We start from the raw sequence: 21,762 nt of genomic DNA on the forward strand, positions 1-21,762 counted from the left end.
GCGACGCCCCTTCTCAGATCTCGCTGCGGCGGAGCAGGTAGTCCAGCCCGCCGACGCGGAACCACCGGTAACCATAAGGCTCCATCAGGATGCGGTGCCGGCCCTCCTCGTCCGGCTGGCTGTGATCCTCGGCCAGAAGATTGATCAGCAGGCTGTCATGCGACCCGGCCGTGCCGGGATCGGCCAGCACCTCGCAAGGTTCCCCGCTGAGGTTGTGGAGTACAAGCACGGAGTTGTTGCGCCAGTCGTAGCGGAGGGCCAGCACCGCGTCATTGCCAGTTGGTACGGTGGTGAAGTTGCCCCAGCCAATCTCCGGGATCTCCTTCCGCATCCGGATCGCGCGCTCCGTCCAGTTCAGGAGCGATGACGGATCGCGCCGCTGGGACGCGACATTCACATGCTCGAAGCCATAGGGGCCGCCGGAGATCACGGGGTTGGGTGATGAGTCGTGCTTGGTGAAGCCGCCATGCGGTTCGTTGGACCATTGCATCGGTGTACGTGCGCATTCACGCTCGGGCAGGCTCAGGTCGTCGCCCATCCCGATTTCGTCGCCATAGCGGAAGACTGGCGTGCCCGGCAGCGTCAGCATCAGGCTGGTCGCCAGTTCATAGCGTCGCCGGTCGCCCTTCAGCATCGGCGCCAGCCGCCGCCGGATGCCGCGGTCATAGAGCTGCTCGGACTTGTCCGGCCCGAAGGCCTCGAACACCACCTGCCGCTGTTTCGCGGTCAGGCGGCCAAGATCGAGCTCGTCGTGGTTGCGCAGGAAAATTCCCCACTGGGCCGTGCTGGGCCGCGCGCTGGTTGCGTGCAACGCCTCGACCAGGGGCCGGCTGTCAGCGCTGGCAAGCGCGTAGAACAGATACTGGTTGACCTGGAAGTTGAACATCATGTGCATGCGGTCGCCGTCCGCGCCGAAATACTCTAGATTCGTCTTCGGCAGCACATTCGCCTCGGCCAGCAGGATTGCATCACCCCGCCGCCACTGCAGGAATTCGCGGAAGCTGCGCAGCATGTCGTACTGCTCGACGGGTTTGCGGATATCGGCGCCCTTGGTCGCGATCACGAAGGGCACCGCATCCATGCGGAAACCGGAAACGCCGAGTTCCAGCCAGAATCCCATGATTTTCAGGATCTCCGCCTGGACATGGGGATTCGATGTGTTGAGATCGGGCTGGAACTCGTAGAAGCGGTGGAAGTACCAGGCCTTGGCGACCGGATCGCGCGTCCAGGTGGTCTCCTGCACGCCGGGAAAGACGACGCCCTTCTCGGCACCGGGCGGCTTGTGGTCGGCCCAGACATACCAGTCGCGATACCTGGATTTCGGGTTGCTCCGGGCGTCCTGGAACCAGGGATGCTCGTTCGAGGTATGATTGATCACCAGATCCATGATCACCCGCATTCCGCGCTGGTGGCAGCCATGGGTGAATTCGACGAAGTCGCCGAGCGTTCCGTAGCGCGGATCGACACCGTAGTAGTCCGTGATGTCGTAGCCATTGTCCCGCTGCGGCGAGGGCTGGAAGGGCATCAACCAGATGGTCGTCACCCCCAGGCCCTGGATGTAGTCCAGGCGGCGGGTCAGCCCCTCGAAGTCGCCGATCCCGTCTCCGTTCGCGTCCATGTAGGACTCGACGGACAGGCAATAGATGATGGCGTTCTTGTACCAGAGATCGTTGATCATCCGCGCGTCCTCTGGGCAGCGCTCCTCCGCCCCGCCAGCGGGCGAAACCGTGCTCGCCCCATCGGGTTTCCCCAGGGGATCTGATCCTCGGCCGACATTCAGGCCAATCGGGACGGCCCTCGGAGTTCGCGCATGTCCGACACCCTCTGGTGGCAGCACGGCATCGTCTATCAGATCTATCCACGCTCCTTTCAGGACAGCAATGGCGATGGCATCGGTGACCTGGAGGGCATCCGCCGGCGCCTCGATTATCTCTGCTGGCTCGGGGTGGATGCGATCTGGATCTCGCCCATCTTTCCCTCGCCCATGGCCGATTTCGGCTATGACATCAGCAACTACCGCGGCATCGACCCGATCTTCGGAAGGATGGAGGATTTCGACCGCCTCCTGGCGGAAGCGCATGCGCGCGGGCTGAAGGTGATCCTCGACTTCGTGCCGAACCACACCTCGGACCAGCACCCCTGGTTCCTGGAAAGCCGTTCCTCCCGCGATAATCCCAAACGCCACTGGTATATCTGGCGCGATCCCGCGCCGGATGGCGGGCCGCCCAACAACTGGCTGGCGAATTTCGGCGGCAGCGGCTGGGAGTTCGATCCCGCCACGGGACAGTATTACTACCACGGCTTCCTGAGGGAGCAGCCCGACCTCAACTGGCGCAATCCCGCGGTGCGTCAGGCCATGTATGACGCGCTGCGCTTCTGGCTCGATCGCGGCGTGGACGGCTTCCGCGTCGACGTGATCTGGCTGCTGGTCAAGGACGACCAGTTTCGCGACAATCCGCCGAATCCCGGTTGGGAACCGCATCACGCCAGCATCGGGCAGCTTCTACAGACCTACTCCGCCGACCGGCCGGAGACGCTGGAAGTGGTGGAGGAGATGCGCGCCGTGCTGGATGCCTATCCGGAGCGCGTGCTGATCGGCGAAATCTACCTGCCGGTGGAGCGCCTGGTGGCCTATTACGGGCGGGACATGAAGGGCGCGCATCTGCCCTTCAACTTCCAGCTTATCTTCGCTGCCTGGAATGCCGCCCAGATTGCCCGCATCGTAGCGGAGTACGAGGCCGCCTTGCCTGAGGGCGGCTGGCCGAACTGGGTGCTGGGCAATCACGACCAGAAGCGCATTGCCACGCGCGTGGGCGCGGCCGGAGCACGCCTCGCGGCCATGCTGCTGCTAACCCTGCGCGGCACGCCCACCCTTTATTACGGCGACGAACTCGGGCTGGAAAACGTCGCGATCCCGCCGGACCGTGCACAGGACCCGTGGGAGCGGAACGAGCCCGGCCTGGGCCTGGGGCGGGATCCCTCGCGCACGCCTATGCCCTGGGACGCGACGGAGAATGCTGGCTTTACCACGGCCACACCCTGGCTTCCGCTCAACGACGACTTCGCGACACGGAATGTGGCGGCTCTGTCGGGCGACCCCAACTCCATCCTGTCGCTTCACCGACGCCTGATCGCCCTGCGGCGTGAATGGACGGCGTTGAGCACCGGCCGCTACATCGCCGCGCATGTGGAGGGCGACATCTTCGCCTTCGAACGAAGGGACAATGATGGCGCACGGCTTCTGGTGGCGTTGAACTTCGGCTCTCAGCCCGTGCAGCTCACACTTCCGCCTGACGTGCCAGGAGCACGCCTGCTTCTGTCCACGACGCTTGACCGCGAAGGGGATGCCATCGCCTCCAAGCTCTCGCTGCGCCCGGAAGAGGGCGTCATTCTTGTGCTCTCGGCGGATTAAGGCACGAAGGAAATATGAGCAGGCAGGGGCCGGGTGGCAGATCGACGCCCGGCCCGCCGCGCATCACATCTTCTTCGTAAGCTTCGTCGCGATCTCCAGCATCTCCTCCGGTGCATAATCCGGCGTGAAGGCGGAGGGCACGCCTGTCAGCGCGTGGATCTTGCCGCCTTCGGGCATGCCGTCCACCACCGTCAGCTCGCCCGGCGGGTCGGTGGGAAGGGCCTGCTCGCCATTGCCCCAGATCCCCGCGATATCCTTGTAGTCTGCGGGACTCCAAGTATAGAGGCGGCGATGGGAGCCCTCATCCAGGTATTTCTGGCATTCCGGAATATTGCCCAGCGGGATGTTCGGCACGGGCAGGAACTTTTCGAGCTCCACGCCGGTGATCTTCTTCAGTGCCAGCGCGTAGGAATGCGCGTGCACGGAGCCGCGCACCAGCAGATAGCCGCAGACCTCGCGCCCCGTCGGGTCGCTCAGCGTTTCATAAACGCGCAGCTTGTGCAGGCGCGCGCCGCATTCCAGGTGGAAGTTGTGCAGCAGGTCAAAGACGACATTGCCCGTCGTCGTCACCATGTCCGCGTTCCAGGACATGGAATTACTGTTCACCGGCAGTGCGCCGCCAGCACCTGACGCGAAGCTGGCGAAGGAACGGATGTCCTTCATCGCCTCGAACGGCGCGCCGGAAATATCCCCGCCGTTTTTCTCGTCGGCGCCGGGTATGTCAGGACCGTTGTTCAGCATGGCGACGCCATTGCTCACCAGCTCGACATGGCCCAGCTCCTCCGCCGTGATGCTGGCGACCAAGCTGTAGAACGGCTTCAGCTTGTCCTTGCTGCGGAAGTTGAAGCTCTGGAACATGTAGTTCCCGAGTGTCGACATCTCGCCATACTTGCCGCCCAGCAACTCCTGTAGGGCGGCTGCGGCGTTCGGATCCTTTCGCTTGGGTGGGGGCAGCTCGGCCTGGAGCTTATCGACGCGCATGAACATAGGGGAGTCTCCCGGGGGTCCCTGCCTGGAACGGTGTAATCCGAGAATGGTTCTCAATCTCTCGGAACCGTGCGATGGACGCTGCATCCCCTCCCTCTCCCTCTTCCCCACGAGCGCCGCTCCGGTCCAGACTTTCGGCAATCGCAACGGCGCCGCCCAAGGCCGCCGCAGGGAGAATGTCCATGCCCCAGATTACCCGTCGCAGGCTCGCGGCGGCCGGCTTTGCCACGCTCGCCGCTCCGCATTTCGCCCAGGCCCAGGGAAGTTCCGGTACTGCCTTCCCGACCCGGCCCATCACCATGGTGATTCCTTTCGCCGCAGGCGGCCCGACCGATACCGTTGGCCGGCTGCTGGCCGAGACGATGAGCCGTGAAATCGGCCAACCCGTGGTGGTCGAGAACACGACCGGAGCCGGTGGCACCCTCGGCGCCCAGCGTGTCGCGACAGCAAGGCCGGACGGGTACACCGTCCTGCTGCACCATATCGGCATGGGGGTCATTCCCACCATGTACCGGCGCCTGGCCTATGACCCCGTCCATGGCTTCGAGCCCCTGGGGCTGGTGACCGAGGTGCCGATGACCATCGTCGGCAGGAAAGACCTGCCCGCGAACAATCTGGCGGAACTAGTCGCCTACATGAAAAAGCAAGGGGAGGGCTTCAATCTGGCGGATGCCGGCATCGGGTCCTCCTCGGCGCTCTGCGGCGCGCTCTTTGCCAACGCCATTGGGGTGAAGCCCACCGTCATCCCCTTTCGCGGCACCGGCCCAGCCATGCAGGAGATCCTGGGCGGCCGGGTGGACATCCTCTGCGACCAGACGACCCAAACGACCGAGTATATCCGCGGCGGCAATGTGAAGGTCTTCGCCACCCCCTCCCGCACCCGGATCGCGACCCTGCCCGAGATCCCCACCACTGCGGAGGCCGGCCTGCCCGGATTCGAAGTGACGGTCTGGCACGGGCTCTACGCCCCCAAGGGCACCCCGGCGCCGGTCTGCGCGCGTCTGACCCGTTCGCTCCAGGCCGCATTGCGGGACCCGCGCATCGTCCAGCGCTTCGCCGATATCGGCACCTCTCCCGTTTCGCAGGAGGACGCGACCCCCGAGGCCCATCGGCGCTTCTGGACCGCCGACATCGCCAAATGGAAGCCGATCATCGAGGCTACCGGGGCCTATGCCGACTGATTTCGGGGGGGCGCTATCCCCAGGGAGGGCGCCCCAGCGAACCGGATCCCCACAGGGTTATCCACAACCCCAGATCCAGAGAAGATCAGTGATATCAATACTTTATCGCGACGAGCGTAGTTTGTCTCGAAGCTTTTCCCATTAAAGCACCTCTCAGGCCTGTGAGCAATGCTGCGCCCGCGAGAACGCACCCCAACCCGGCGTAGCGCGCGGTTGCCACACCACGACCCCGCGTGTATTGCCCGCCGCCGATCCTTTCTAATTCCAGACGACGAACAGGACGCCCCAAATGGCGAAAATGCAGGCCAACCAGATGCGCGCCGGCATGGTCATCGAGTTCGAGGGCCAGCGCTACACGATCCTGAAGCAGAACATCATGATCCCCGGCAAGGGTGCCGCTGTGATCCAGGTGGACATGCGCAACATCAAGACTGGTGCCAAGAAGGACCAGCGCTGGCGCACCGCCGATACGGTCGAGCGCCTGACCACCGAGGACAAGGAGTTCACCTTCTCCTATGCCGAGGGCGACCATCTCGTGCTGATGGACCCGGAGACCTTCGAGCAGACCACGGTCTCCAAGGACATCCTCGGCGACCGCCTGCCCTTCCTCGTCGAGAACATGACCGTGAATGTCCGCCTCATCGAGGGCGAGCCCGTCTCCATGGACCTGCCCGACACGGTGGTACTGGAAGTGACCGAGGCCGACCCGGTGGTGAAGGGCCAGACCGCCTCCTCCTCCTACAAGCCGGCAGTCCTTTCCAACGGCGTGAAGACCATGGTCCCGCCCTTTATCACGGCGGGCGAGAAGATCGTGGTCCGCACCGAGGACGCTTCCTATCTTGAGCGCGCCAAGGGCTGATCGCCCGAGAGGATAAGCTTCATGTCCGGCGCACAGCCCTCCGCCCGTCTCTCGCCCGCCCTGACCGTTGTGGTGAACGCTGCCCGCAAGGCCGGGCGGCGCCTGCTGCGCGATTTCGGCGAGGTTGAGAACCTTCAGGTCAGCAGCAAGGGCCCTGGCGACTTCGTCTCCCAGGCCGACATCCGCGCCGAGGAGACGCTGCGCGAGGAGTTGCGCCGCGCCCGCCCGAACTTCGCCTTCCTCATGGAGGAGAGCGGTGAAAGCGGCGAGGCTGACTGGGAATGGCGCTGGGTCGTCGATCCGCTCGACGGCACCACGAACTTCCTGCATGGCATCCCGCAATGGTGCATCTCGGTCGGCATCGAGAAGCGCATCTCGCCAACCAGCTCCGAGATCATGGCGGGGGTCATCTACAATCCCGCCACCGATGAGCTGTTCTGGGCCGAGAAGGGCCGCGGCGCCTTCCTAAACGACCGGCGCCTGCGCGTCTCCGGCCGGCGGGATATGAACGCCGCCCTCTTCGCGACGGGCATCCCCTTCGCCAAGGTGCCGCACCGCGCGGAGTTCAGCACCACCCTCGCCCGGCTGATGCCACAGGTCGCGGGCATCCGCCGCTTCGGCTCGGCCGCGCTCGACCTCGCCTGGGTCGCGGCAGGCCGGTATGAGGGCTACTGGGAACTGGGCCTGAAGCCCTGGGATTGCGCGGCCGGCATCATCATGGTGCGTGAGGCTGGCGGCTACGTCACCGCTCCCGGCGACGAGGACCCCTATGCCACCGGTAACATTGTTGCCGGCAACACCCTGCTCCACGGCAAGCTCCGTGAAGCGGTGGTGGAGGGCATGGCCTATGTTGCGGAGCGGCGCGGCGGTGGCAGCGGCGGCGAAGCCGCGGCAGGCTGAACAACCGGTGCGGAGCAGGCCCTTCCGCTCCGCACGACCCCGCCGCAATGAATCCGCCACCTTCATGGCGTCGCCATCGCTTCGCGCCCGCCCCATCATGGGTTAGCCTGCGCGCGTGACCACCCGCAGCCCTGGCGCCGCCCTCGCCCTCGCCGTCCTGCTTGCCGCGCGCGTCGCCGCGGCCCAGGATGACGTGCCCCACAATACCCCGGACACCGACGTCCCCGCCGCCGAGGCTTTCAACCCGGCGGCCCCTTCCGAGCGCATCCCGGATCCGCCGGCCCCCGCCGACCTGTCCGCCGCCCCTCGCCCAGCCCTGCCGGCCGATGTCGCCGACCTTTCCCTTGCCCCCGGCTTCGCCCGTATCCCGGCCGGCGGCTGGCGAATCACCGGCCGCGCGGCCGAAGGCCAGGCCGACCCCGCCTCCCGCCAGTCCATGGAGACCATCGGCCGCTACCTTGCCGAGCAGACCACGGGCCGGATCACGGTGATCGCCCAGACCTCCGCCCCTACCGACGACCCACCGGTCGCCCGCCGCGCGAGCCTAGCCCGTGCCATCAGCGTCAAGGCCTCGCTCGTCCGCGGTGGCCTTCCCGGCACCCGGATCGACATCCGCCCGATGGGCCGCACGGAGGAGGAAGTGGACGCCATCGACATCATCGCGCCGCCCGCCGCCCGCCCCCGCGAGGCGGCGGCCGCGACCCCGGCCGCGTCGGGCACCGCCCAAAGCCCTTCCCCGAGCCCGGCGCCAAACACAGCGCCGTCGCGCCCCTCCTCATCGCCGAGAGGCGGATAGGCCGCCATGACGAACCCCACCCGCTATCTCCTCAGGATGGTGCTCTTCCTCGTGATCGTGGCGCTGGTCGCCGGGCTCCTCTTTGGCGAGCTCCAGCACGCCTTCGCGGTGAACCCCGTGCTGAACTCGCTCATCCTGGCGGTTCTCGTCCTCGGCACGGGCTGGTGCATCCGCCAGGTGGTGCTCCTGAAGACGGAGGTGAACTGGCTCGAAGCCTTCCGTGCCCCGCAGCAGGGCCTGCCCGAGCAGGCGCCACCACGCCTGCTCGGGCCGATGGCTTCCATGCTCGCCAGCCGCCGCTCCGACCGCCTCTCCCTCTCCACCGGCGCCATGCGCAGCGTGCTGGATGGCATCGCCTCCCGCCTCGACGAACAGCGCGAACTGTCGCGCTACATGACGGGGCTGCTGATCTTCCTCGGCCTGCTCGGCACCTTCTGGGGCCTGATCATGACCATCGGTTCCGTCTCCGACGTCATCCAGAACATGTCCGTCGGCAGCGGTGACGTGACCACCCTGTTCAACCAGCTCAAGAGCGGCCTGGCCCAGCCGCTGAACGGCATGGGCGTGGCCTTCTCCTCCTCCATGCTCGGCCTCGCCAGCGCCCTGGTCCTGGGTTTCCTCGACCTCACCGCCGGCCAGGCGCAGACCCGTTTCTACAACGAGTTGGAGGAATGGCTTGCCGGCGTCACCCGCCTTTCATCGGGCATCCTCGGCGAAGGTGGCACGGAGGGTGGCTCCGTCCCCGCCTATGTACAGGCCCTGCTGGAGCAGACTGCCGAGAACCTTGAGGGTCTCCAGCGTATCCTCACCCGCGGGGAGGAGCGCAGTGCTGGTGTCAGCCGCGCGCTTGAGACGCTCACCGAGCGCCTTTCTGTCCTGACGGACCAGATGCGCGCCAATCAGGTGCTGATGCAGCGGGTGGCCGAAAGCCAGGCCGGCCTCGCCCCCGCCCTGCAGCGCCTGGGCGAGATCGGCGACCACGATGCCGCCGCGCGCGGCCATCTCCGCAACATGGAACTCTACCTGGCCCGCCTGCTTGAGGAGTCGGCGCAAGGCCGCGCGCAGTCCACCCAGGAGATCCGTTCCGAGATCAAGGTCCTGGCCCGCACCATCGCCGCCCTGGCCGAGGCGCCGCCGCAGGCATGAGCGCGCCCTGCCGCCCTGCCGCGACGGCTGGATCAGGCATTGACCCGATCGGCGCTGCCGACCAGGCCGGCCAGCCGCTTCGGCGCGATCAGGCAGTAGCTGCGCCGCACCAGCATTGTCACTTCCTTCCAATCCGGGCGGTGGTCCAGGCGCACGCCGATCCAGCCCTTCGGCCCGACATAGGGCGGCACGTAGAAGCGCACGGGGTCAGCGCCAACCAGGATCGCCTGCACCCCCGCTGGGGCCTTGCACCACAGGGAGATGCGGCCATCCCCGCGCTTCTCCATCGCAAAGATCTTGTCCCGGATCCGGAAGGTCGGATCACCCCAGGCCTCTTTCTCCGTCGCCTCCGGCAGCGCCAGGCAGATGGCCCGAAGGCGATTGGTGGGCTCTTCCGCCATTCTGTACACCTCCAATTCCGTTGCACGGCAGCGAGTGCCGGCCTGCCCGGGGTGCTCATGCTCGCCGGTGGCGGCGTGCTCGCCAAGCCAGGCCGGCAGTCGCCACCGAGGGCCGTCCCATGGCACTAGGCTCCTCCCGCCGGGGCCAGCGTGAGGGCCTGAATGCCTGGCCGGGCTATGTCGACGCCCTGGCCACGCTGCTCATCATCATCATCTTCGTCTTGCTGGTTTTTGTCCTGGCCCAGGGCTTCCTGTCCGTCACCCTCTCCTCCCGCGACCGTGCGCTGGACCGGCTAAACCGTCAGGTGGCGGAACTGTCCGAGCTCCTCGCCCTCGAACGCGGCAGTGCACAGGAACAGCGCGCCGCCCTCGGCCGCGCGCAGGAGGAGGCCCGCGCCGCAGCCGCTGACCGTGATACCGCCCGCCGTGACCTGACGGCGCTGCGTGGCGAAGCAGCCCAGGCTTCCACCGCCCGCGACGCCCTGCGCGACGAGCGCGACCGCCTCGCCGCCCGTCTGGCCGATGCCGAGCTCGCCAGCCGCGGCAATGCAGAGCGCATCGCCAGTCTCGAAGCACGCCTGGCGGAGGCGCTATCCGGCGCCGAGGCCGCAGGCGCCGACACTGCCAATGCCGTGCGCGGCCAGACTGAAGCTCGCCGGGCGCTGGCCACTGAACAGGCCGCCCGGCAGAGCGCGGAGCGCAGCCTGGCCGAAACCCGCACGGCCCTGGAGGCCGCCCAGCGTGATCTGGCGGCCCTTCGTGCGGAAGCGGATCGCCTGGGCCAACAGACCGTCGCGGACCGGGCCACGCTCGAGGCCCGGCTGGCCGACATCACCCGCCTGAACGATGAAATTCGTGCCCTGACCGCCTTGCGCGATCAGGCGGAGAAGCAGGCGCAGGAGGCCATCGCCCGCGCGGATGACGAGGAGCGCCGCCGCCGCACGGCGGAGGCCGCCACGACGGAAGCCGTCACGGCCCGCAACGCTGCCCAGGCCGCGGCCGAGCAGGCGCAGACTGCCCGCCAGGCCGCCGAGGCCCAGTCCGGCGAATATGGACGCCTGGCCGAGAGCGCCCGCGCCCAGGCCGCGCTCCTGACCCAGCAGCTCGATGCGTTACGGGCCGAGCTGCGGCGTGTGGCCGCTGCGCTGGACGCGCAGGAAGCACAGGATCGCGAGAAGGACAGCCAGATCACCGCCCTCGGCCAGCGCCTGAACGCCGCCCTGGCCGCCCGGGTGGAGGAGCTGCAGCGCTACCGCTCCGACTTCTTCGGCCGCCTGCGGGAGGTGCTGGGCAACCGCCCGGAAGTCCGCATCGCCGGCGACCGCTTCGTCTTCCAGTCGGAGGTGCTGTTCCCAGTCGGCAGCGCCGAACTTTCCGAGGCCGGCCGCGAGCAGATCGGCAATGTCACACGCCAGCTGCTCGACATCTCCCAGCGTATCCCCGAGGGCGTGAACTGGCTTCTCCGCGTCGACGGCCATGCCGACAACTCGCCCATCCGCCCGGGCTCCCGCTTCGCCAGCAACTGGGAGCTCTCCTCCGCACGTGCCATCGCGGTAGCCCAGCTGATGATCCAGGACGGCCTGCCCGCGAACCGTGTCGCCGCCACAGCCTTCGGTGAGTTCCAGCCGATCGATACGGCAGACACGCCCCAGGCCCGCGCCCGGAACCGGAGGATCGAGCTGCGGCTGACGGATCGCTGAGCAGCCCGGGGGCGAAGACTCAGACGATCACGGCCTCGAAGGGCGGCTTCAGGTCCGGCGCCTCGAACTCGACGACCCAGAGATCGGGATCGCGCTTCACCTGACGCGCCACATAAGCGTCGGCTCCCGCATCGTCGACGGGCGCATCGCCGGTTCCGCGCACCCAGGCCGGCCGGCCCATCGCGTCCCGCGTCTGGGCCAGGACCATCAGCCCTTCCCGCCCGCGCAGCACGCAAAGGATGCCGCCGCTGTCGGCATCCCCCTTCCGCAGCACCGCCCCCGGGCGGCCAGCCAAATCCGCCATCCGCAAGGCCATGGACACCCATAGCCCTGCCTTCACCCGCGCTTCCACGACCTGAACTCCCGAGGCAATCCGCCCCACCCCGTGCCATGCGGCGGCCTGCGCGCGAAGGGGGCTTGATGCCCGGCCCGGGCCGCGTCATTCCCTCGCCGTCCCCCGTTCCGCCTCTGCGTTACAAGGGCCAACCCCACTCCCTGGAATCACTGACATGGCCGCCCAGAAGCCGCGTGACGAGGCCCAGAAGACCAGCAAGCCGGGCACGCCGCCCCGCATGACCGAAGCTCAGCGCGCCTATGAGGCCCGCCGCGCCGCCAAGGCCGGCATGAGCCTGGAGAAGTGGCTGGCTGCCAAGGAGAAGGAGCGCGAGGAGGAGCGCCGTGCCGCCACGCAGGACGTGGCCCGTCGCGCCGCCGAGGTCGCGCCCCCGAAGAAACCCAGCCTTTTCCGCCGCCTGCTTGAGCGCGCCCAGCAGCCTCTCAAGCCCTCCCGCTGACAGCCTACGGCGAGGGGCGGCTGATCGCCGCCCATGCCGACTGGTCCGCCCATCCGGCAAAGCGCTGGATCACCATCGCTCGCCGGAATGGAGATAGCTGGACTGCTGCCGCCGCCCGTCCGGTCGGCGATCCTGCCGCCCTCACCGCCTCGCTGCTGACGGAAGGTCCGCCCCTGGCCCTGGGCCTCGATCTGCCGCTCGGGCTCCCCCGCGCATGGGCTGCCGGACGCCGGGAACCGGACTTCCCGACCTTCCTTCGCAGCCTGTCCGACGATCCGGATTTCCTGCGCGTCAGCGAAACGCTGGAGACGGTCTCCCCGCGCCGCCCCTTCTACCCGGCACGCGGGCTGCGCGGCATGACCCGCGCCGCCCATGCCGCCGCCCTCGGCCTCGCCGCGCCCGAGCAACTGTCCCGCCTCTGCGACCGCGCCACAGCCGAGCGCCCCGCTGGCGCACCGCTTTTCTGGACACTGGGCGCTAACCAGACCGGCAAGGCGGCCATCGCGGCCTGGCGCGACTGGCTCATCCCTTCCCTGTCAGCCGACGCGCCCCTTCGCCTCTGGCCTTTCGAAGGCGGGCTGCATGCCCTTCTCGCCCCCGGCACCGCCACCCTTGCCGAGACCTATCCCGCGGAGGCGATGCGCCAACTCGGCATCCGGCTGCCCGGCAGCAAGCGCGCCCGGGAGGCCCGCCGCGCCGTCGCGCCTTCCATTGAGGCCGCTTTGGAGCGCCTGCGCGTCACCCCGGATGCGCCGCTGCGGAACACGATCGCGGATGGCTTCGGCGCCGATGCCGCCGGGGAGGACCGTTTCGACAGCCTGCTCGGCCTGCTCTGCCTCATCTCGGTGCTCGACGGCGCGCGGCCGGACTTCGTTCCGGACGATCCCTGGATCCTGCGCTGGGAAGGCTGGGTTCTCGGCCAGACCGCCCTCCCGCGCGCCGCGCTTGCCCCCAGAGCGCGCCGATCCCATATTCCTGGATGAACGTCGAAGCGGGACACAGCCGATCCAATGGCCGGCCCCGAGCCGATGTCCGTGCCTTGGCGGTGCCAGATGGCGGGATATCCGGGCCACGAAGTGACCCAGCCTCTGCCATAATCTCGCACCAGATGGCGGTCATATTCTCTTCGTCAGTAGCCCTGGGAGGGGCCCGCTCGATGAACAGGTTTCGCAGTCTCGCCCTGGGTGGCATCGCCGCGGTCACGCTGATGGCCGCCGCGGCCCCCGCAGAAGCCGGCTGGCACCGCCGCGGCCCGGGTCCCGGTGCGATTGTTGGCGGCCTCGTCGGTGGTCTGGCCCTGGGGGCCATCGCTGGCGCGGCCCTCGCAGCCCCGCCGCCGCCGCCACGCGTGTACTACGCGCCGCCGGTCGCTTATGCGCCGCCGCCCGTGTATTACGCGCCGCCCCCGCCCGTCGCCTATTACGCCCCGCCGGCGGTGGTCTACCGCCCCTACTGAGGCCGCTTCAGCGGTTTCTTCCCATGCGAAAGGCCGGGCAAGTCCGCTTGCCCGGCCTTTCCTTTATCTGGATCGCAGCCCTTCAGCCCGCCGGACTATACTGCCCCGATGCCTCGGCCGCCTTGCGCGCCAGGGCTACCGTCAGGTCCAGCAGCGGCGTCGCCACCCCCGCCATCCGCGCGAGGGCGAGCGGCTGAATCAGCATCGCCTCCATCTCGATCGGCTTGCCCGCTTCCAAGTCCTGCAAAATGGAAGGCTTGTGGTTCGAGGCACCGAACTGCCGGAGCCGCTCCTCCGGGTCGAAGGAGAGCTCGATGCCCAGGCCCCTCGCGATCGCCATGCCCTCCTCCATGCAGTTGCGGGCAGCGCTGCGGATCACCGGGTCATTAACAATTGCGCCCAACGACTGCCGCGCCAGCAGGCACAGCGCGCCGCTGTAGAGGTTGGAAATCAGCTTCTGCCAGACTTCCTTCCGGATATCCGGCACCACGGGCGTGGGCATGCCCCCGGCTTCCAGCGCCGCGGACAGCACCTGGGCTCGTTCGCTGATCCGTCCGTCCAGCTCACCCAGCAACACCCGATTGCCGGCGTTCTCCACATGGACGGTTCCGGGCTTTGTCACGGTGCAGGCGGAATAGACGACGCCACCAATGGTCCGCTCCACCCCAACGGCACGCCGTATGGCGGCGCCCGGGTCCAGCGCCGGCAGCGGTGTTCCGTCCAGCGGGCCGCCATGCCGGTCGAAATACCACCAGGGGACGCCGTTCATGACGAAGGCCACCGCGGTTTCGGGGCCGAGCAGTGGCGCGATGGCCGCCGCCACGCTTGGCAGCGCATGGCCCTTCACGGTCACGATCACCGCATCCTGCGGCCCGAGTGCGGCCGGGTCGTCGCTCGCCGTCACATCGGCGTGGAAGGTCGCGTCCCGCGCCTCGACCGTAAGCCCCTTCTCCCGGATCGCGTCCAGGTAGGCGCCCCGCGCCACCACGCTTACCGCTGCCCCGCCGCGGGCCAGCCGCCCCGCCAGATGCCCGCCAATCGCCCCTGCGCCGAAGACGCAGACCTTCATGCCAGCATGTCCAGCGCCGCGCGTGACAGCGCCTGCACACCGATAGCGATGCAGGCCTCATCGGGCTGGTAGCCGGCATTGTGCAGCTTGTCGGCACGCCCCGGCGCACCGGAGCCGATACGGAGGTGGGCGGAGGGCACCAGCGCCGCGAACTCCGCGAAATCCTCCGATCCCATGCTAGGCACACCTTCTTTCGGCGCCTGGCCGAGCTGGGCAGAGATCGCCGCCAGCATCCGGTCCAGCACCGCATCGTCATTCACCAGGGGTGGCACCTTGCGCTGGTAGTCCAGCGCGCCCTGAACGCGGAACCCAGCCTCCAGCCCGGCAACCAGCCGGCGGATAGCCGCTTCCGCAATGTCGCGCGTGGCCGCGTCCAGCGTCCGGACCGTGCCCTTCAGATGCACGCGCTCCGGAATGATGTTGTAGGTGGTTCCGCCCGAGAAGGCGCCGATCGTTACGACCGCCGGCCGTATCGGATCGACCTCGCGGCTCACCACCGTCTGAACCTGCGTGACGAATTGCGATGCCGCCACGATCGGGTCCACTGCTGATTCCGGATGTGCCGCATGGCCCGATTTTCCGCGAAGTACCAGATCGAACCGATCTGACGCGGCCAGGCATCCGCCACGCACAAAACCCGTTTCCCCCACCGGCATGTCCGGGTGGTTGTGAAAGCCCAGCGCCAAGTCGAAGCCCTCAGCCGCGCCATCGGCGATCATCGCGGCCGCGCCCTCCAGCGTCTCCTCGGCGGGCTGAAACACCAGTGCCACACGCCCTGCGAGCATCGGCGCCATGTCCTTCAACACCGCAGCCACGCCCAGCAGTGTCGCCGTGTGGATGTCGTGCCCGCAGGCATGCATCTTCCCATCCACCGTGCTGGCGAAGGGCAAGCCCGTTTCCTCATGGATAGGCAATGCATCCATATCGGCACGGATCGCCAGCGTCGGGCCCTGCCGCCCGCCCTCAATGACACCCAGAACGCCCGTGCGGCCAATTTTTGTGCGGTGCGGTATGCCGAGACGTGACAACTCCGCTGAGACGATTCCCGCAGTCCGCACCTCCTCGAAAGCCAGTTCGGGGTGGGCATGGATGTCACGCCGGATCGCAGAAAGACCCGGTGCCAGCGCCTCCGCCACCTCGGCGATCCGCCGGGCTGGATCATTGATTCCCGTGACATAGGGGCTCGTCATGGCATCGGATCTCGCAAGGATGTTGCGCCGCATCGTAGGTGAAGAAGCATCCATGACAAGCCGTGGACCAATCTCAAGCTTGTGGCCTTTCGCGAGGCCCCATAGGTTGCCGCACCTCTTTGTATTGGGAGGCCTGTCCTGATCCGGGGCAGGGCACCGCGCCCGCCGGCCGCGATCCCCCGACCGGGGCACGCGGCCGGCGCCGCTTTAGCCCGATCCGGCGGATAGGCCCCCCCGGATCGGTATCATGAGGGACTAGGGGTGGAGAGTTCATGAAGATCAACGCAAAAGATCTTTGGGCCGGAGGATTGCTAATCTTCCTCGCGTTGCTTGGCCTGTACATAAATGGCGGCCTGCTAGGCTTTGGGCTCGAGCAACACACGCTTGGCTCGGCGCGGCGCATGGGACCGGGTTACATGCCCATGCTGGTCTTCTGGCTGCAGCTCGCTCTCGGCATCATCGTGGTCATCGCAGGGTTCACCAACGGGCCCGAATCGCTCGAGAAGTGGACGAAGCTCGACTTCGTCACACTCGCCATCAGCGTTGCCGTCGGCCTCATCATCTGGCGGGTGATGGAAGGGATGGCGTTGAACAACAACTACATCCAGGTCGGCGTCGCCTGCTTCGTTGCCCTGATGGCGCTGTCCGTGTCGCCGTCCTGGCGGCCATTGGGCTTGGTGCTCGCGTCCTTCGCGATCTTCGCCCTGCTGCTTGAGCCGCTCGGCCTGATGCTCTCCATCGCAGCGCTTTGCATCATCAGCGCCCTGGCAGATCGCGAGCATGTCCGCAGCCCGCTCGGCGTCGCCGCGATGACGGTGTTCCTCTGCATCCTCTGCTGGTTCGTCTTCATCTACGAACTCGACATCCGGGTGCCCCTGTGGCCGAACAGCTACTGACGCGACAGGGTTAGGAAAGGTCAAGACGAACCATGGATCTGTTCGCAAATCTGGCGCACGGCTTCGGCGTCGCGCTGTCGCTGGACAACCTGCTCTTCGCGCTGCTCGGCGCGCTGATCGGAACCGCCATCGGCGTGCTGCCCGGCATCGGGCCGGTCGCCACCATCTCGCTGCTGCTGCCGATCACCTTCGGCCAGCCCGCGACCACCGCCATCATCATGCTCGCCGGCATCTATTACGGCGCGCAGTATGGTGGCTCCACCACGGCCATCCTGCTGAACCTGCCAGGTGAGGTCTCGTCCGTCGTCACCGCGCTGGACGGCTACAAGATGGCTCGCAAGGGCCGAGCTGGTGCCGCGCTGACCATCGCGGCCTGCGGCTCCTTCTTCGCCGGCACCGTGGCCACCCTCGTGGTCGCGGCCTCCGGCCCGCTGCTGACACAGGTGGCGCTGTCCTTCGGCCCGGCGGACTACTTCTCGCTCATGCTGCTCGGCCTCATCATCTCGGCCGTGTTGGCGCAGGGCTCGGTGGTGAAGGCCATCGCGATGGTGGTGCTCGGCGTCGCCCTCGGCCTCGTCGGCACGGACGTGCAGACCGGCCAGCAGCGCTTCACCTTCGGCGTGCCGGAGCTGTCGGACGGCCTCGGCTTCGTGTCGATCGCGATGGGCATCTTCGGCATCGGCGAGATCATCCTCAACCTGGAACGCCCCGAGGCCCGCTCGGTCATGTCCGGCAAGGTCGGCAGCCTGTGGCTGACCCGTGAGGAGTTCCGCCGTTCGGTTCCCTCCGTGCTGCGTGGGACGCTGATCGGCTCGGTGCTGGGCATCCTGCCCGGTGGCGGCGCCTCTCTTGCGGCCTTCGGCTCCTACATGATGGAGCGGAAGCTCTCGAAGTACGGCCATGAGTTCGGCACCGGCGCCATCGAGGGCGTGGCGGGTCCGGAGTCCGCGAACAACGCGGCCGCCCAGACCTCCTTCATCCCGCTGCTGACGCTGGGCATCCCGGCCAATGCCGTGATGGCGCTGATGGTCGGCGCGCTGATCATCCAGGGCATCCAGCCCGGCCCCCGCATGGTGGAGGCCCAGCCGGACCTGTTCTGGGGCCTGATCTGCTCCATGTGGGTCGGCAACCTGATGCTGCTCGTCATCAACCTGCCGATGATCGGCATGTGGGTGAAGCTGCTGCAGGTGCCCTACAAGTTCCTCTACCCGGCGATCCTCACCTTCTGCGCCATCGGCGTGTACTCGCTGAACAACTCGGTCTTCGACGTCTACCAGACCCTGTTCTTCGGCATCCTGGGCTACATCTTCTCCAAGCTCCGGATGGAGGCGGCGCCCCTTCTCATCGGCTTCGTGCTTGGCCCGATGATGGAGGAGCACCTGCGGCGCGCCATGCTGCTCTCCCGTGGCGACCCGGTGGTCTTCGTCGAGCGGCCGATCAGCGCGACGCTGCTGGCCGTTGCCGCCCTGACGCTGGGCGCCATGCTTCTGCCCAGCATTCGCGCCGGAAAGGACAAGGCCCTGGCCGAGTAACTCCTTCGGCCCGAGCAACAAGAAGCCGCCCCGGGGCTCCGGGGCGGCTTTTCTTTTGCGCCACTCTCCATTACCACGCCTCGCTCACTCGAGCAGGCTGCCCGGGCGTAGGCGCCCGGACGTGGAACTGCTCTTCTGACAACAGCCCAGAGCGTTTGCGTAAGCACCTGTGAACGGAACATGCTCGAGGCCTCCCGAGTTTTGAGAAGACCCATGCCCCAGGACCGTATCGTCCCCGTCATCCTGTCTGGCGGCGTTGGCACCCGGCTGTGGCCGCTTTCGCGGGAGGGCTTCCCCAAGCAGTTCTGGTCCCTGGTCGGCGAGGCGACCATGCTGCAGGAGACGGTGGCCCGGGCCACCGGGCCAGGCTTTGCGCCCCCGATGATCCTCTGCGCCGAGGCGCACCGCTTCCTGGTGGCCGAGCAGATGCGTGAGGCCGGAGTGGCCGGGGCCCGCATCGTGCTTGAGCCGGCCGCTCGCAACTCCGCTCCGGCGATTGCCGCGGCCGCCATCCTGGCCGCCGAGGAGAACCCGCACGCCCTTCTCTGGCTGATGGCCGCTGATGCCGCGATCAGTGACCTGCCCGCCTTGCACGCCGCGCTGGATCGCGCCTCGGCTGCAGCCCGCGCCGGCCATATCGTGACCTTCGGCATGAAGCCGACCTTCCCGGAGACCGGCTTCGGCTATATCGAAACCGGCGACCCTCTGCCCGGGCTGGAGGGCGTCTCCGCCATCGCCTCCTTTGTCGAGAAGCCCGATCTCGACCGCGCCCGCTCCTTCGTCGAGGGCGGCCGGCATCTATGGAATGCCGGCATGTTCGTGGCCCGCGCCGCCACCCTGCTGGCCGAGTTGGAACGCCTTCAGCCCGATCTGGTGGCCGCGGTCCGCGCCGCCGTTGAAGGCGCCAGCCGCGACCTCGATTTCGTCCGTCTCGGGCCGGCCTTCACCAATTCTCCCTCCATCTCCATCGACTATGCGGTGATGGAGAGGACCGCCCATGCGGCCGTCGTGCCGGCGGATCTCGGCTGGTCCGATGTCGGCTCCTGGGACGCGCTCTGGCAGGTTTCGCCCAAGGACGCGGCCGGCAACGCCACCCATGGCCCGGTCGAGCTGCTTGGCACCGAAAATTGCTATGTCCGCTCCGAGGGTATCCTGACCACGGTTGTTGGCCTGAAGGATGTGATCGTCGTCTCGACCGAGGACGCCGTGCTCGCCCTGCCCCGGGACCGCGCCCAGGATGTCAAGAAGCTGGTCGACCAGCTCAAGGCCGCCAAGCGACCCCAGGCCGCGGCTCATCGCCGCATGTATCGCCCCTGGGGTCATTATGAAGGGCTCATCCAGGGCGACCGTTTCCAGGTGAAGAAGATCCTGGTTCGCCCCGGCGAGAAGCTCTCGCTGCAGAAGCACTATCACCGCGCCGAGCACTGGGTGGTGGTCAACGGCACCGCCGTGGTCGAGCGCGATGCCGAGCGGATTCTCCTGCGCGAGAACGAGTCCGTCTACCTGCCTCTCGGCTCCGTCCACCGCCTCGAAAACCCCGGAATGATCCCGCTGACCCTCATCGAGGTCCAGTCCGGCTCCTATCTCGGCGAGGACGACATCGTCCGCTTCGAGGATACTTACGGGCGGACCTGAGGTCCCGCCGGCCGGGATCAGCATCTCCGGCTCACCTTGTTCGAAAGCGTCGCGCGGGGAGCCCTGATAGTTCGCAGGGCGCCCGTGCTTTCGCCCGCGGCCCACTTGCCGCAGACTTCATCGATGCTTCTCCTCGAGATCACACTGGCGCTGCTGGCCGTCTGCCTCGGCTTTGCCGTCGTGGCGCGCCGCACCCGCCTGCCCTATGCCGTGGTCCTGATCCTTGGCGGCATGGTGCTGGCCTTCATCCCCGGCCTGCCCCGGGTGGAGATGGATCCCACTGTCGCCCTCGCCGCTTTCCTTCCACCGCTGCTTCAGGCCAGCGCCTGGCGGACGGACTGGCAGGATTTCCGGGCCAATCTCCGCCCCATCCTGTTGCTCGCCGTCGGGGCCGTGCTCTTCACCGCGGCCTGCGTTGCGGTGGTCGCCAAGCTGATCCTGCCCGACCTGCCCTGGGCGGCGGCCATCGCGCTCGGTGCCGTGGTTGCCCCGCCCGATGCCGTTGCTGCCTCATCTGTCCTGCAGCGCCTTCCGCTTCCCCGCCGCATCGTGACGGTGCTGGAAGGCGAGAGCCTGATGAACGACGCCTCCGCCCTCGTGCTCTTCCGCCTGGCAGTCGGCGCGCTGGCTGTCGGCAGCGTCACGCCGGCCTTGGCGGCGCTAACTTTCCTCGGCGTCGCCCTGGGCGGGCTGGCGGTGGGCTGGGCCGTGGCATGGCTCGCAGCCCGCATCCTGCCCCGGCTGGGCGAGACACCGCTGGAAATCGCCTTCACCTTCCTGACCGCCTATGGCGCCTTCATGGCCGCTGAGCACCTGCATGTCTCCGGCGTCATCGCCGTTGTCACGGCGGGGATCCTGATCGCCCAGCGCCAGCGCGCCCTGCTCACCCCGCGCACGCGGGTGGAGGCCTTCGCCACCTGGGGCTTCGTGGAGTTCATCCTCACCAGCCTGGTCTTCATCCTGGTGGGCCTGCAGCTCAACGGCATTGTCGAGCGGCTGGGCGAGTATCCCGCTGGCTTCCTGGCTCTCGCGGCAGCGGCGGTGTCGGGCACGCTCATCGTCTCGCGCCTCGGCTGGGTGATGCCCCTGACCTATCTGCCCTACCTGTTCCCGGCCTTCGCGCGTGACCGGGACCTGCCGGAACCCCGCCAGGCTCTCGTCATTGGCTGGGCCGGGATGCGCGGCGTCGTCTCGCTCGCCACCGCCCTGGCCCTGCCGCTGGAGGTACCGCACCGCGACCTGCTGATCTTTCTGGCCTTTGTCGCGATTCTGGCGACGCTGGTGGTGCAGGGGACCACGCTGGAATGGCTGATCATCCAGCTGCGCGTGGCCCGACCGGAGAGGACGGGCATGAGCCCGGCCGAGGCGACCGCCCGGCGCCTGATGGCCCACGCCGCCCTGGCCGAGGTTGAGGGCCGCCTGGACAGCCCTCTGGACGGCGCCATCGCGCGCGACCTCGTCGGCGAATTCCGGGACATCGCACGCATTTTCAGCGGTGTCGCCGCGGGCGGCCCGCAGGCCGAGCTGCGCGCCCGGTTGCAGATCCGCCTTGCCGCCCTGCGCGCCGCCCGCGAGCGCCTTCTGGTCCATCACGCCGAGGACGGGATGTCCGACGAAATGATGACCAGCCTGCTCGCCGAGACGGATCACGAGGAGCTGCGGATCGTGCAGCAGCTTACTCAGTCGGCCTTGAATAACTTGTTTAGGCTCGCTGGCGCAGGATCAGGTAGTGGTCTTGTGCGGTGTGGGCCTGGCTGAGGCTGGCGAGGATGGCGGCCAAGAGAACCCTGAGGTGGGCGAGGATCTTG

At 67.6% G+C, this 21,762-nt stretch carries 20 protein-coding genes; 14 read left to right on the forward strand and 6 right to left on the reverse strand.

Annotation, left to right across the window (positions count from 1 at the left end):
- Positions 1-13: 13 nt before the first annotated feature.
- Entirely contained in the window at positions 14-1,678 is a 1,665-nt protein-coding gene (locus ACO1BU_RS24270; RefSeq protein ID WP_424138550.1) for an alpha-amylase family protein, read from the reverse strand.
- 132 nt (positions 1,679-1,810) lie between these two features.
- On the opposite strand from ACO1BU_RS24270, the gene ACO1BU_RS24275 reads away from it, so the two are divergent.
- Positions 1,811-3,412, forward strand: a complete 1,602-nt coding sequence (locus tag ACO1BU_RS24275; RefSeq protein ID WP_424138551.1) for an alpha-amylase family glycosyl hydrolase — start codon at positions 1,811-1,813, stop codon at positions 3,410-3,412.
- A gap of 63 nt (positions 3,413-3,475) precedes the next feature.
- Here ACO1BU_RS24275 and ACO1BU_RS24280 read toward each other — a convergent pair whose 3' ends face one another.
- Complete coding sequence (locus tag ACO1BU_RS24280; RefSeq protein ID WP_424138552.1) at positions 3,476-4,393, reverse strand: manganese catalase family protein; 918 nt, start codon at positions 4,391-4,393, stop codon at positions 3,476-3,478.
- 188 nt (positions 4,394-4,581) lie between these two features.
- Between ACO1BU_RS24280 and ACO1BU_RS24285 the strand changes: the two genes are divergently transcribed.
- The 5 genes from ACO1BU_RS24285 (at position 4,582) to ACO1BU_RS24305 (ending at position 9,281) form a co-directional block, all read left to right on the forward strand.
- On the forward strand, positions 4,582-5,580 hold the full coding sequence (locus ACO1BU_RS24285) for a tripartite tricarboxylate transporter substrate-binding protein (RefSeq protein WP_424138553.1): 999 nt from the start codon (positions 4,582-4,584) through the stop codon (positions 5,578-5,580).
- Between the two features lie 289 nt (positions 5,581-5,869).
- Complete coding sequence (gene efp, locus ACO1BU_RS24290; RefSeq protein WP_424138554.1) at positions 5,870-6,439, forward strand: elongation factor P; 570 nt, start codon at positions 5,870-5,872, stop codon at positions 6,437-6,439.
- A gap of 21 nt (positions 6,440-6,460) precedes the next feature.
- The gene (locus ACO1BU_RS24295) at positions 6,461-7,339 is read left to right on the forward strand and encodes an inositol monophosphatase family protein (RefSeq protein WP_424138555.1); all 879 of its coding nucleotides are present in this window, start codon (positions 6,461-6,463) and stop codon (positions 7,337-7,339) included.
- 115 nt (positions 7,340-7,454) lie between these two features.
- Positions 7,455-8,135, forward strand: a complete 681-nt coding sequence (locus tag ACO1BU_RS24300) for an OmpA family protein (protein WP_424138556.1) — start codon at positions 7,455-7,457, stop codon at positions 8,133-8,135.
- A gap of 6 nt (positions 8,136-8,141) precedes the next feature.
- The gene (locus ACO1BU_RS24305; RefSeq protein WP_424138557.1) at positions 8,142-9,281 is read left to right on the forward strand and encodes a flagellar motor protein MotA; all 1,140 of its coding nucleotides are present in this window, start codon (positions 8,142-8,144) and stop codon (positions 9,279-9,281) included.
- A gap of 32 nt (positions 9,282-9,313) precedes the next feature.
- On the opposite strand, the gene ACO1BU_RS24310 is transcribed toward ACO1BU_RS24305, so the two are convergent.
- A complete protein-coding gene (locus tag ACO1BU_RS24310; protein ID WP_424138558.1) occupies positions 9,314-9,682 on the reverse strand; it encodes an MmcQ/YjbR family DNA-binding protein in 369 nt (122 codons plus the stop codon).
- A gap of 119 nt (positions 9,683-9,801) precedes the next feature.
- Between ACO1BU_RS24310 and ACO1BU_RS24315 the strand changes: the two genes are divergently transcribed.
- Complete coding sequence (locus ACO1BU_RS24315; protein WP_424138559.1) at positions 9,802-11,382, forward strand: peptidoglycan -binding protein; 1,581 nt, start codon at positions 9,802-9,804, stop codon at positions 11,380-11,382.
- A gap of 19 nt (positions 11,383-11,401) precedes the next feature.
- Here the strand turns inward: ACO1BU_RS24315 and ACO1BU_RS24320 are convergent, their stop codons facing one another.
- Positions 11,402-11,734, reverse strand: a complete 333-nt coding sequence (locus tag ACO1BU_RS24320; protein ID WP_424138560.1) for a DUF1491 family protein — start codon at positions 11,732-11,734, stop codon at positions 11,402-11,404.
- A 157-nt stretch (positions 11,735-11,891) separates the two neighbouring features.
- On the opposite strand from ACO1BU_RS24320, the gene ACO1BU_RS24325 reads away from it, so the two are divergent.
- From ACO1BU_RS24325 to ACO1BU_RS24335, 3 genes are all read left to right on the forward strand, one after another.
- On the forward strand, positions 11,892-12,176 hold the full coding sequence (locus ACO1BU_RS24325; protein WP_424138561.1) for a hypothetical protein: 285 nt from the start codon (positions 11,892-11,894) through the stop codon (positions 12,174-12,176).
- Positions 12,177-12,532: 356 nt separating this feature from the next.
- The gene (locus ACO1BU_RS24330; protein WP_424138562.1) at positions 12,533-13,159 is read left to right on the forward strand and encodes a hypothetical protein; all 627 of its coding nucleotides are present in this window, start codon (positions 12,533-12,535) and stop codon (positions 13,157-13,159) included.
- Between the two features lie 173 nt (positions 13,160-13,332).
- Positions 13,333-13,632, forward strand: coding sequence for a hypothetical protein (locus tag ACO1BU_RS24335; RefSeq protein WP_424138563.1), 300 nt, complete (start codon positions 13,333-13,335; stop codon positions 13,630-13,632).
- A gap of 82 nt (positions 13,633-13,714) precedes the next feature.
- Here the strand turns inward: ACO1BU_RS24335 and ACO1BU_RS24340 are convergent, their stop codons facing one another.
- Positions 13,715-14,701, reverse strand: coding sequence for a ketopantoate reductase family protein (locus ACO1BU_RS24340; protein ID WP_424138564.1), 987 nt, complete (start codon positions 14,699-14,701; stop codon positions 13,715-13,717).
- Positions 14,698-15,924 carry a M20 metallopeptidase family protein gene (locus tag ACO1BU_RS24345; RefSeq protein ID WP_424138565.1) on the reverse strand — a complete coding sequence of 409 codons (1,227 nt, stop codon included), beginning with the start codon at positions 15,922-15,924 and terminating at the stop codon, positions 14,698-14,700. Before ACO1BU_RS24345 ends, ACO1BU_RS24340 begins: the two co-directional genes overlap by 4 nt.
- 239 nt (positions 15,925-16,163) lie before the next feature.
- Here ACO1BU_RS24345 and ACO1BU_RS24350 point away from each other — a divergent pair, with 239 nt between their 5' ends.
- From ACO1BU_RS24350 to ACO1BU_RS24365, 4 genes are all read left to right on the forward strand, one after another.
- A complete protein-coding gene (locus ACO1BU_RS24350; RefSeq protein ID WP_424138566.1) occupies positions 16,164-16,787 on the forward strand; it encodes a tripartite tricarboxylate transporter TctB family protein in 624 nt (207 codons plus the stop codon).
- A 32-nt stretch (positions 16,788-16,819) separates the two neighbouring features.
- Positions 16,820-18,319 carry a tripartite tricarboxylate transporter permease gene (locus ACO1BU_RS24355; protein ID WP_424138567.1) on the forward strand — a complete coding sequence of 500 codons (1,500 nt, stop codon included), beginning with the start codon at positions 16,820-16,822 and terminating at the stop codon, positions 18,317-18,319.
- 213 nt (positions 18,320-18,532) lie between these two features.
- Positions 18,533-19,954 (forward strand): mannose-1-phosphate guanylyltransferase/mannose-6-phosphate isomerase, encoded by a 1,422-nt coding sequence (locus ACO1BU_RS24360; protein ID WP_424138568.1) that lies wholly within the window; start codon positions 18,533-18,535, stop codon positions 19,952-19,954.
- A 123-nt stretch (positions 19,955-20,077) separates the two neighbouring features.
- Positions 20,078-21,712 carry a Na+/H+ antiporter gene (locus ACO1BU_RS24365; protein WP_424138569.1) on the forward strand — a complete coding sequence of 545 codons (1,635 nt, stop codon included), beginning with the start codon at positions 20,078-20,080 and terminating at the stop codon, positions 21,710-21,712.
- Positions 21,713-21,762: the final 50 nt, after the last annotated feature.

It is taken from the genome of Roseomonas chloroacetimidivorans (assembly GCF_049629625.1).
GTDB lineage: Bacteria > Pseudomonadota > Alphaproteobacteria > Acetobacterales > Acetobacteraceae > Roseomonas > Roseomonas chloroacetimidivorans.

Excerpts from the sequence above, each read along its gene's own strand:
- ACO1BU_RS24280 (WP_424138552.1), bottom strand. The coding sequence starts at position 4,393 with ATGCGCGTCGATAAGCTCCAGGCCGAGCTGCCCCCACCCAAGCGAAAG.
- ACO1BU_RS24285 (WP_424138553.1), top strand. The coding sequence starts at position 4,582 with ATGCCCCAGATTACCCGTCGCAGGCTCGCGGCGGCCGGCTTTGCCACG.
- ACO1BU_RS24365 (WP_424138569.1), top strand. The coding sequence starts at position 20,078 with ATGCTTCTCCTCGAGATCACACTGGCGCTGCTGGCCGTCTGCCTCGGC.
- ACO1BU_RS24355 (WP_424138567.1), top strand. The coding sequence starts at position 16,820 with ATGGATCTGTTCGCAAATCTGGCGCACGGCTTCGGCGTCGCGCTGTCG.
- ACO1BU_RS24325 (WP_424138561.1), top strand. The coding sequence starts at position 11,892 with ATGGCCGCCCAGAAGCCGCGTGACGAGGCCCAGAAGACCAGCAAGCCG.
- ACO1BU_RS24360 (WP_424138568.1), top strand. The coding sequence starts at position 18,533 with ATGCCCCAGGACCGTATCGTCCCCGTCATCCTGTCTGGCGGCGTTGGC.
- ACO1BU_RS24350 (WP_424138566.1), top strand. The coding sequence starts at position 16,164 with ATGAAGATCAACGCAAAAGATCTTTGGGCCGGAGGATTGCTAATCTTC.
- ACO1BU_RS24275 (WP_424138551.1), top strand. The coding sequence starts at position 1,811 with ATGTCCGACACCCTCTGGTGGCAGCACGGCATCGTCTATCAGATCTAT.
- ACO1BU_RS24330 (WP_424138562.1), top strand. The coding sequence starts at position 12,533 with ATGACCCGCGCCGCCCATGCCGCCGCCCTCGGCCTCGCCGCGCCCGAG.
- efp (WP_424138554.1), top strand. The coding sequence starts at position 5,870 with ATGGCGAAAATGCAGGCCAACCAGATGCGCGCCGGCATGGTCATCGAG.
- ACO1BU_RS24335 (WP_424138563.1), top strand. The coding sequence starts at position 13,333 with ATGAACAGGTTTCGCAGTCTCGCCCTGGGTGGCATCGCCGCGGTCACG.
- ACO1BU_RS24295 (WP_424138555.1), top strand. The coding sequence starts at position 6,461 with ATGTCCGGCGCACAGCCCTCCGCCCGTCTCTCGCCCGCCCTGACCGTT.
- ACO1BU_RS24270 (WP_424138550.1), bottom strand. The coding sequence starts at position 1,678 with ATGATCAACGATCTCTGGTACAAGAACGCCATCATCTATTGCCTGTCC.
- ACO1BU_RS24315 (WP_424138559.1), top strand. The coding sequence starts at position 9,802 with ATGGCACTAGGCTCCTCCCGCCGGGGCCAGCGTGAGGGCCTGAATGCC.
- ACO1BU_RS24305 (WP_424138557.1), top strand. The coding sequence starts at position 8,142 with ATGACGAACCCCACCCGCTATCTCCTCAGGATGGTGCTCTTCCTCGTG.
- ACO1BU_RS24310 (WP_424138558.1), bottom strand. The coding sequence starts at position 9,682 with ATGGCGGAAGAGCCCACCAATCGCCTTCGGGCCATCTGCCTGGCGCTG.
- ACO1BU_RS24340 (WP_424138564.1), bottom strand. The coding sequence starts at position 14,701 with ATGAAGGTCTGCGTCTTCGGCGCAGGGGCGATTGGCGGGCATCTGGCG.
- ACO1BU_RS24345 (WP_424138565.1), bottom strand. The coding sequence starts at position 15,924 with ATGCGGCGCAACATCCTTGCGAGATCCGATGCCATGACGAGCCCCTAT.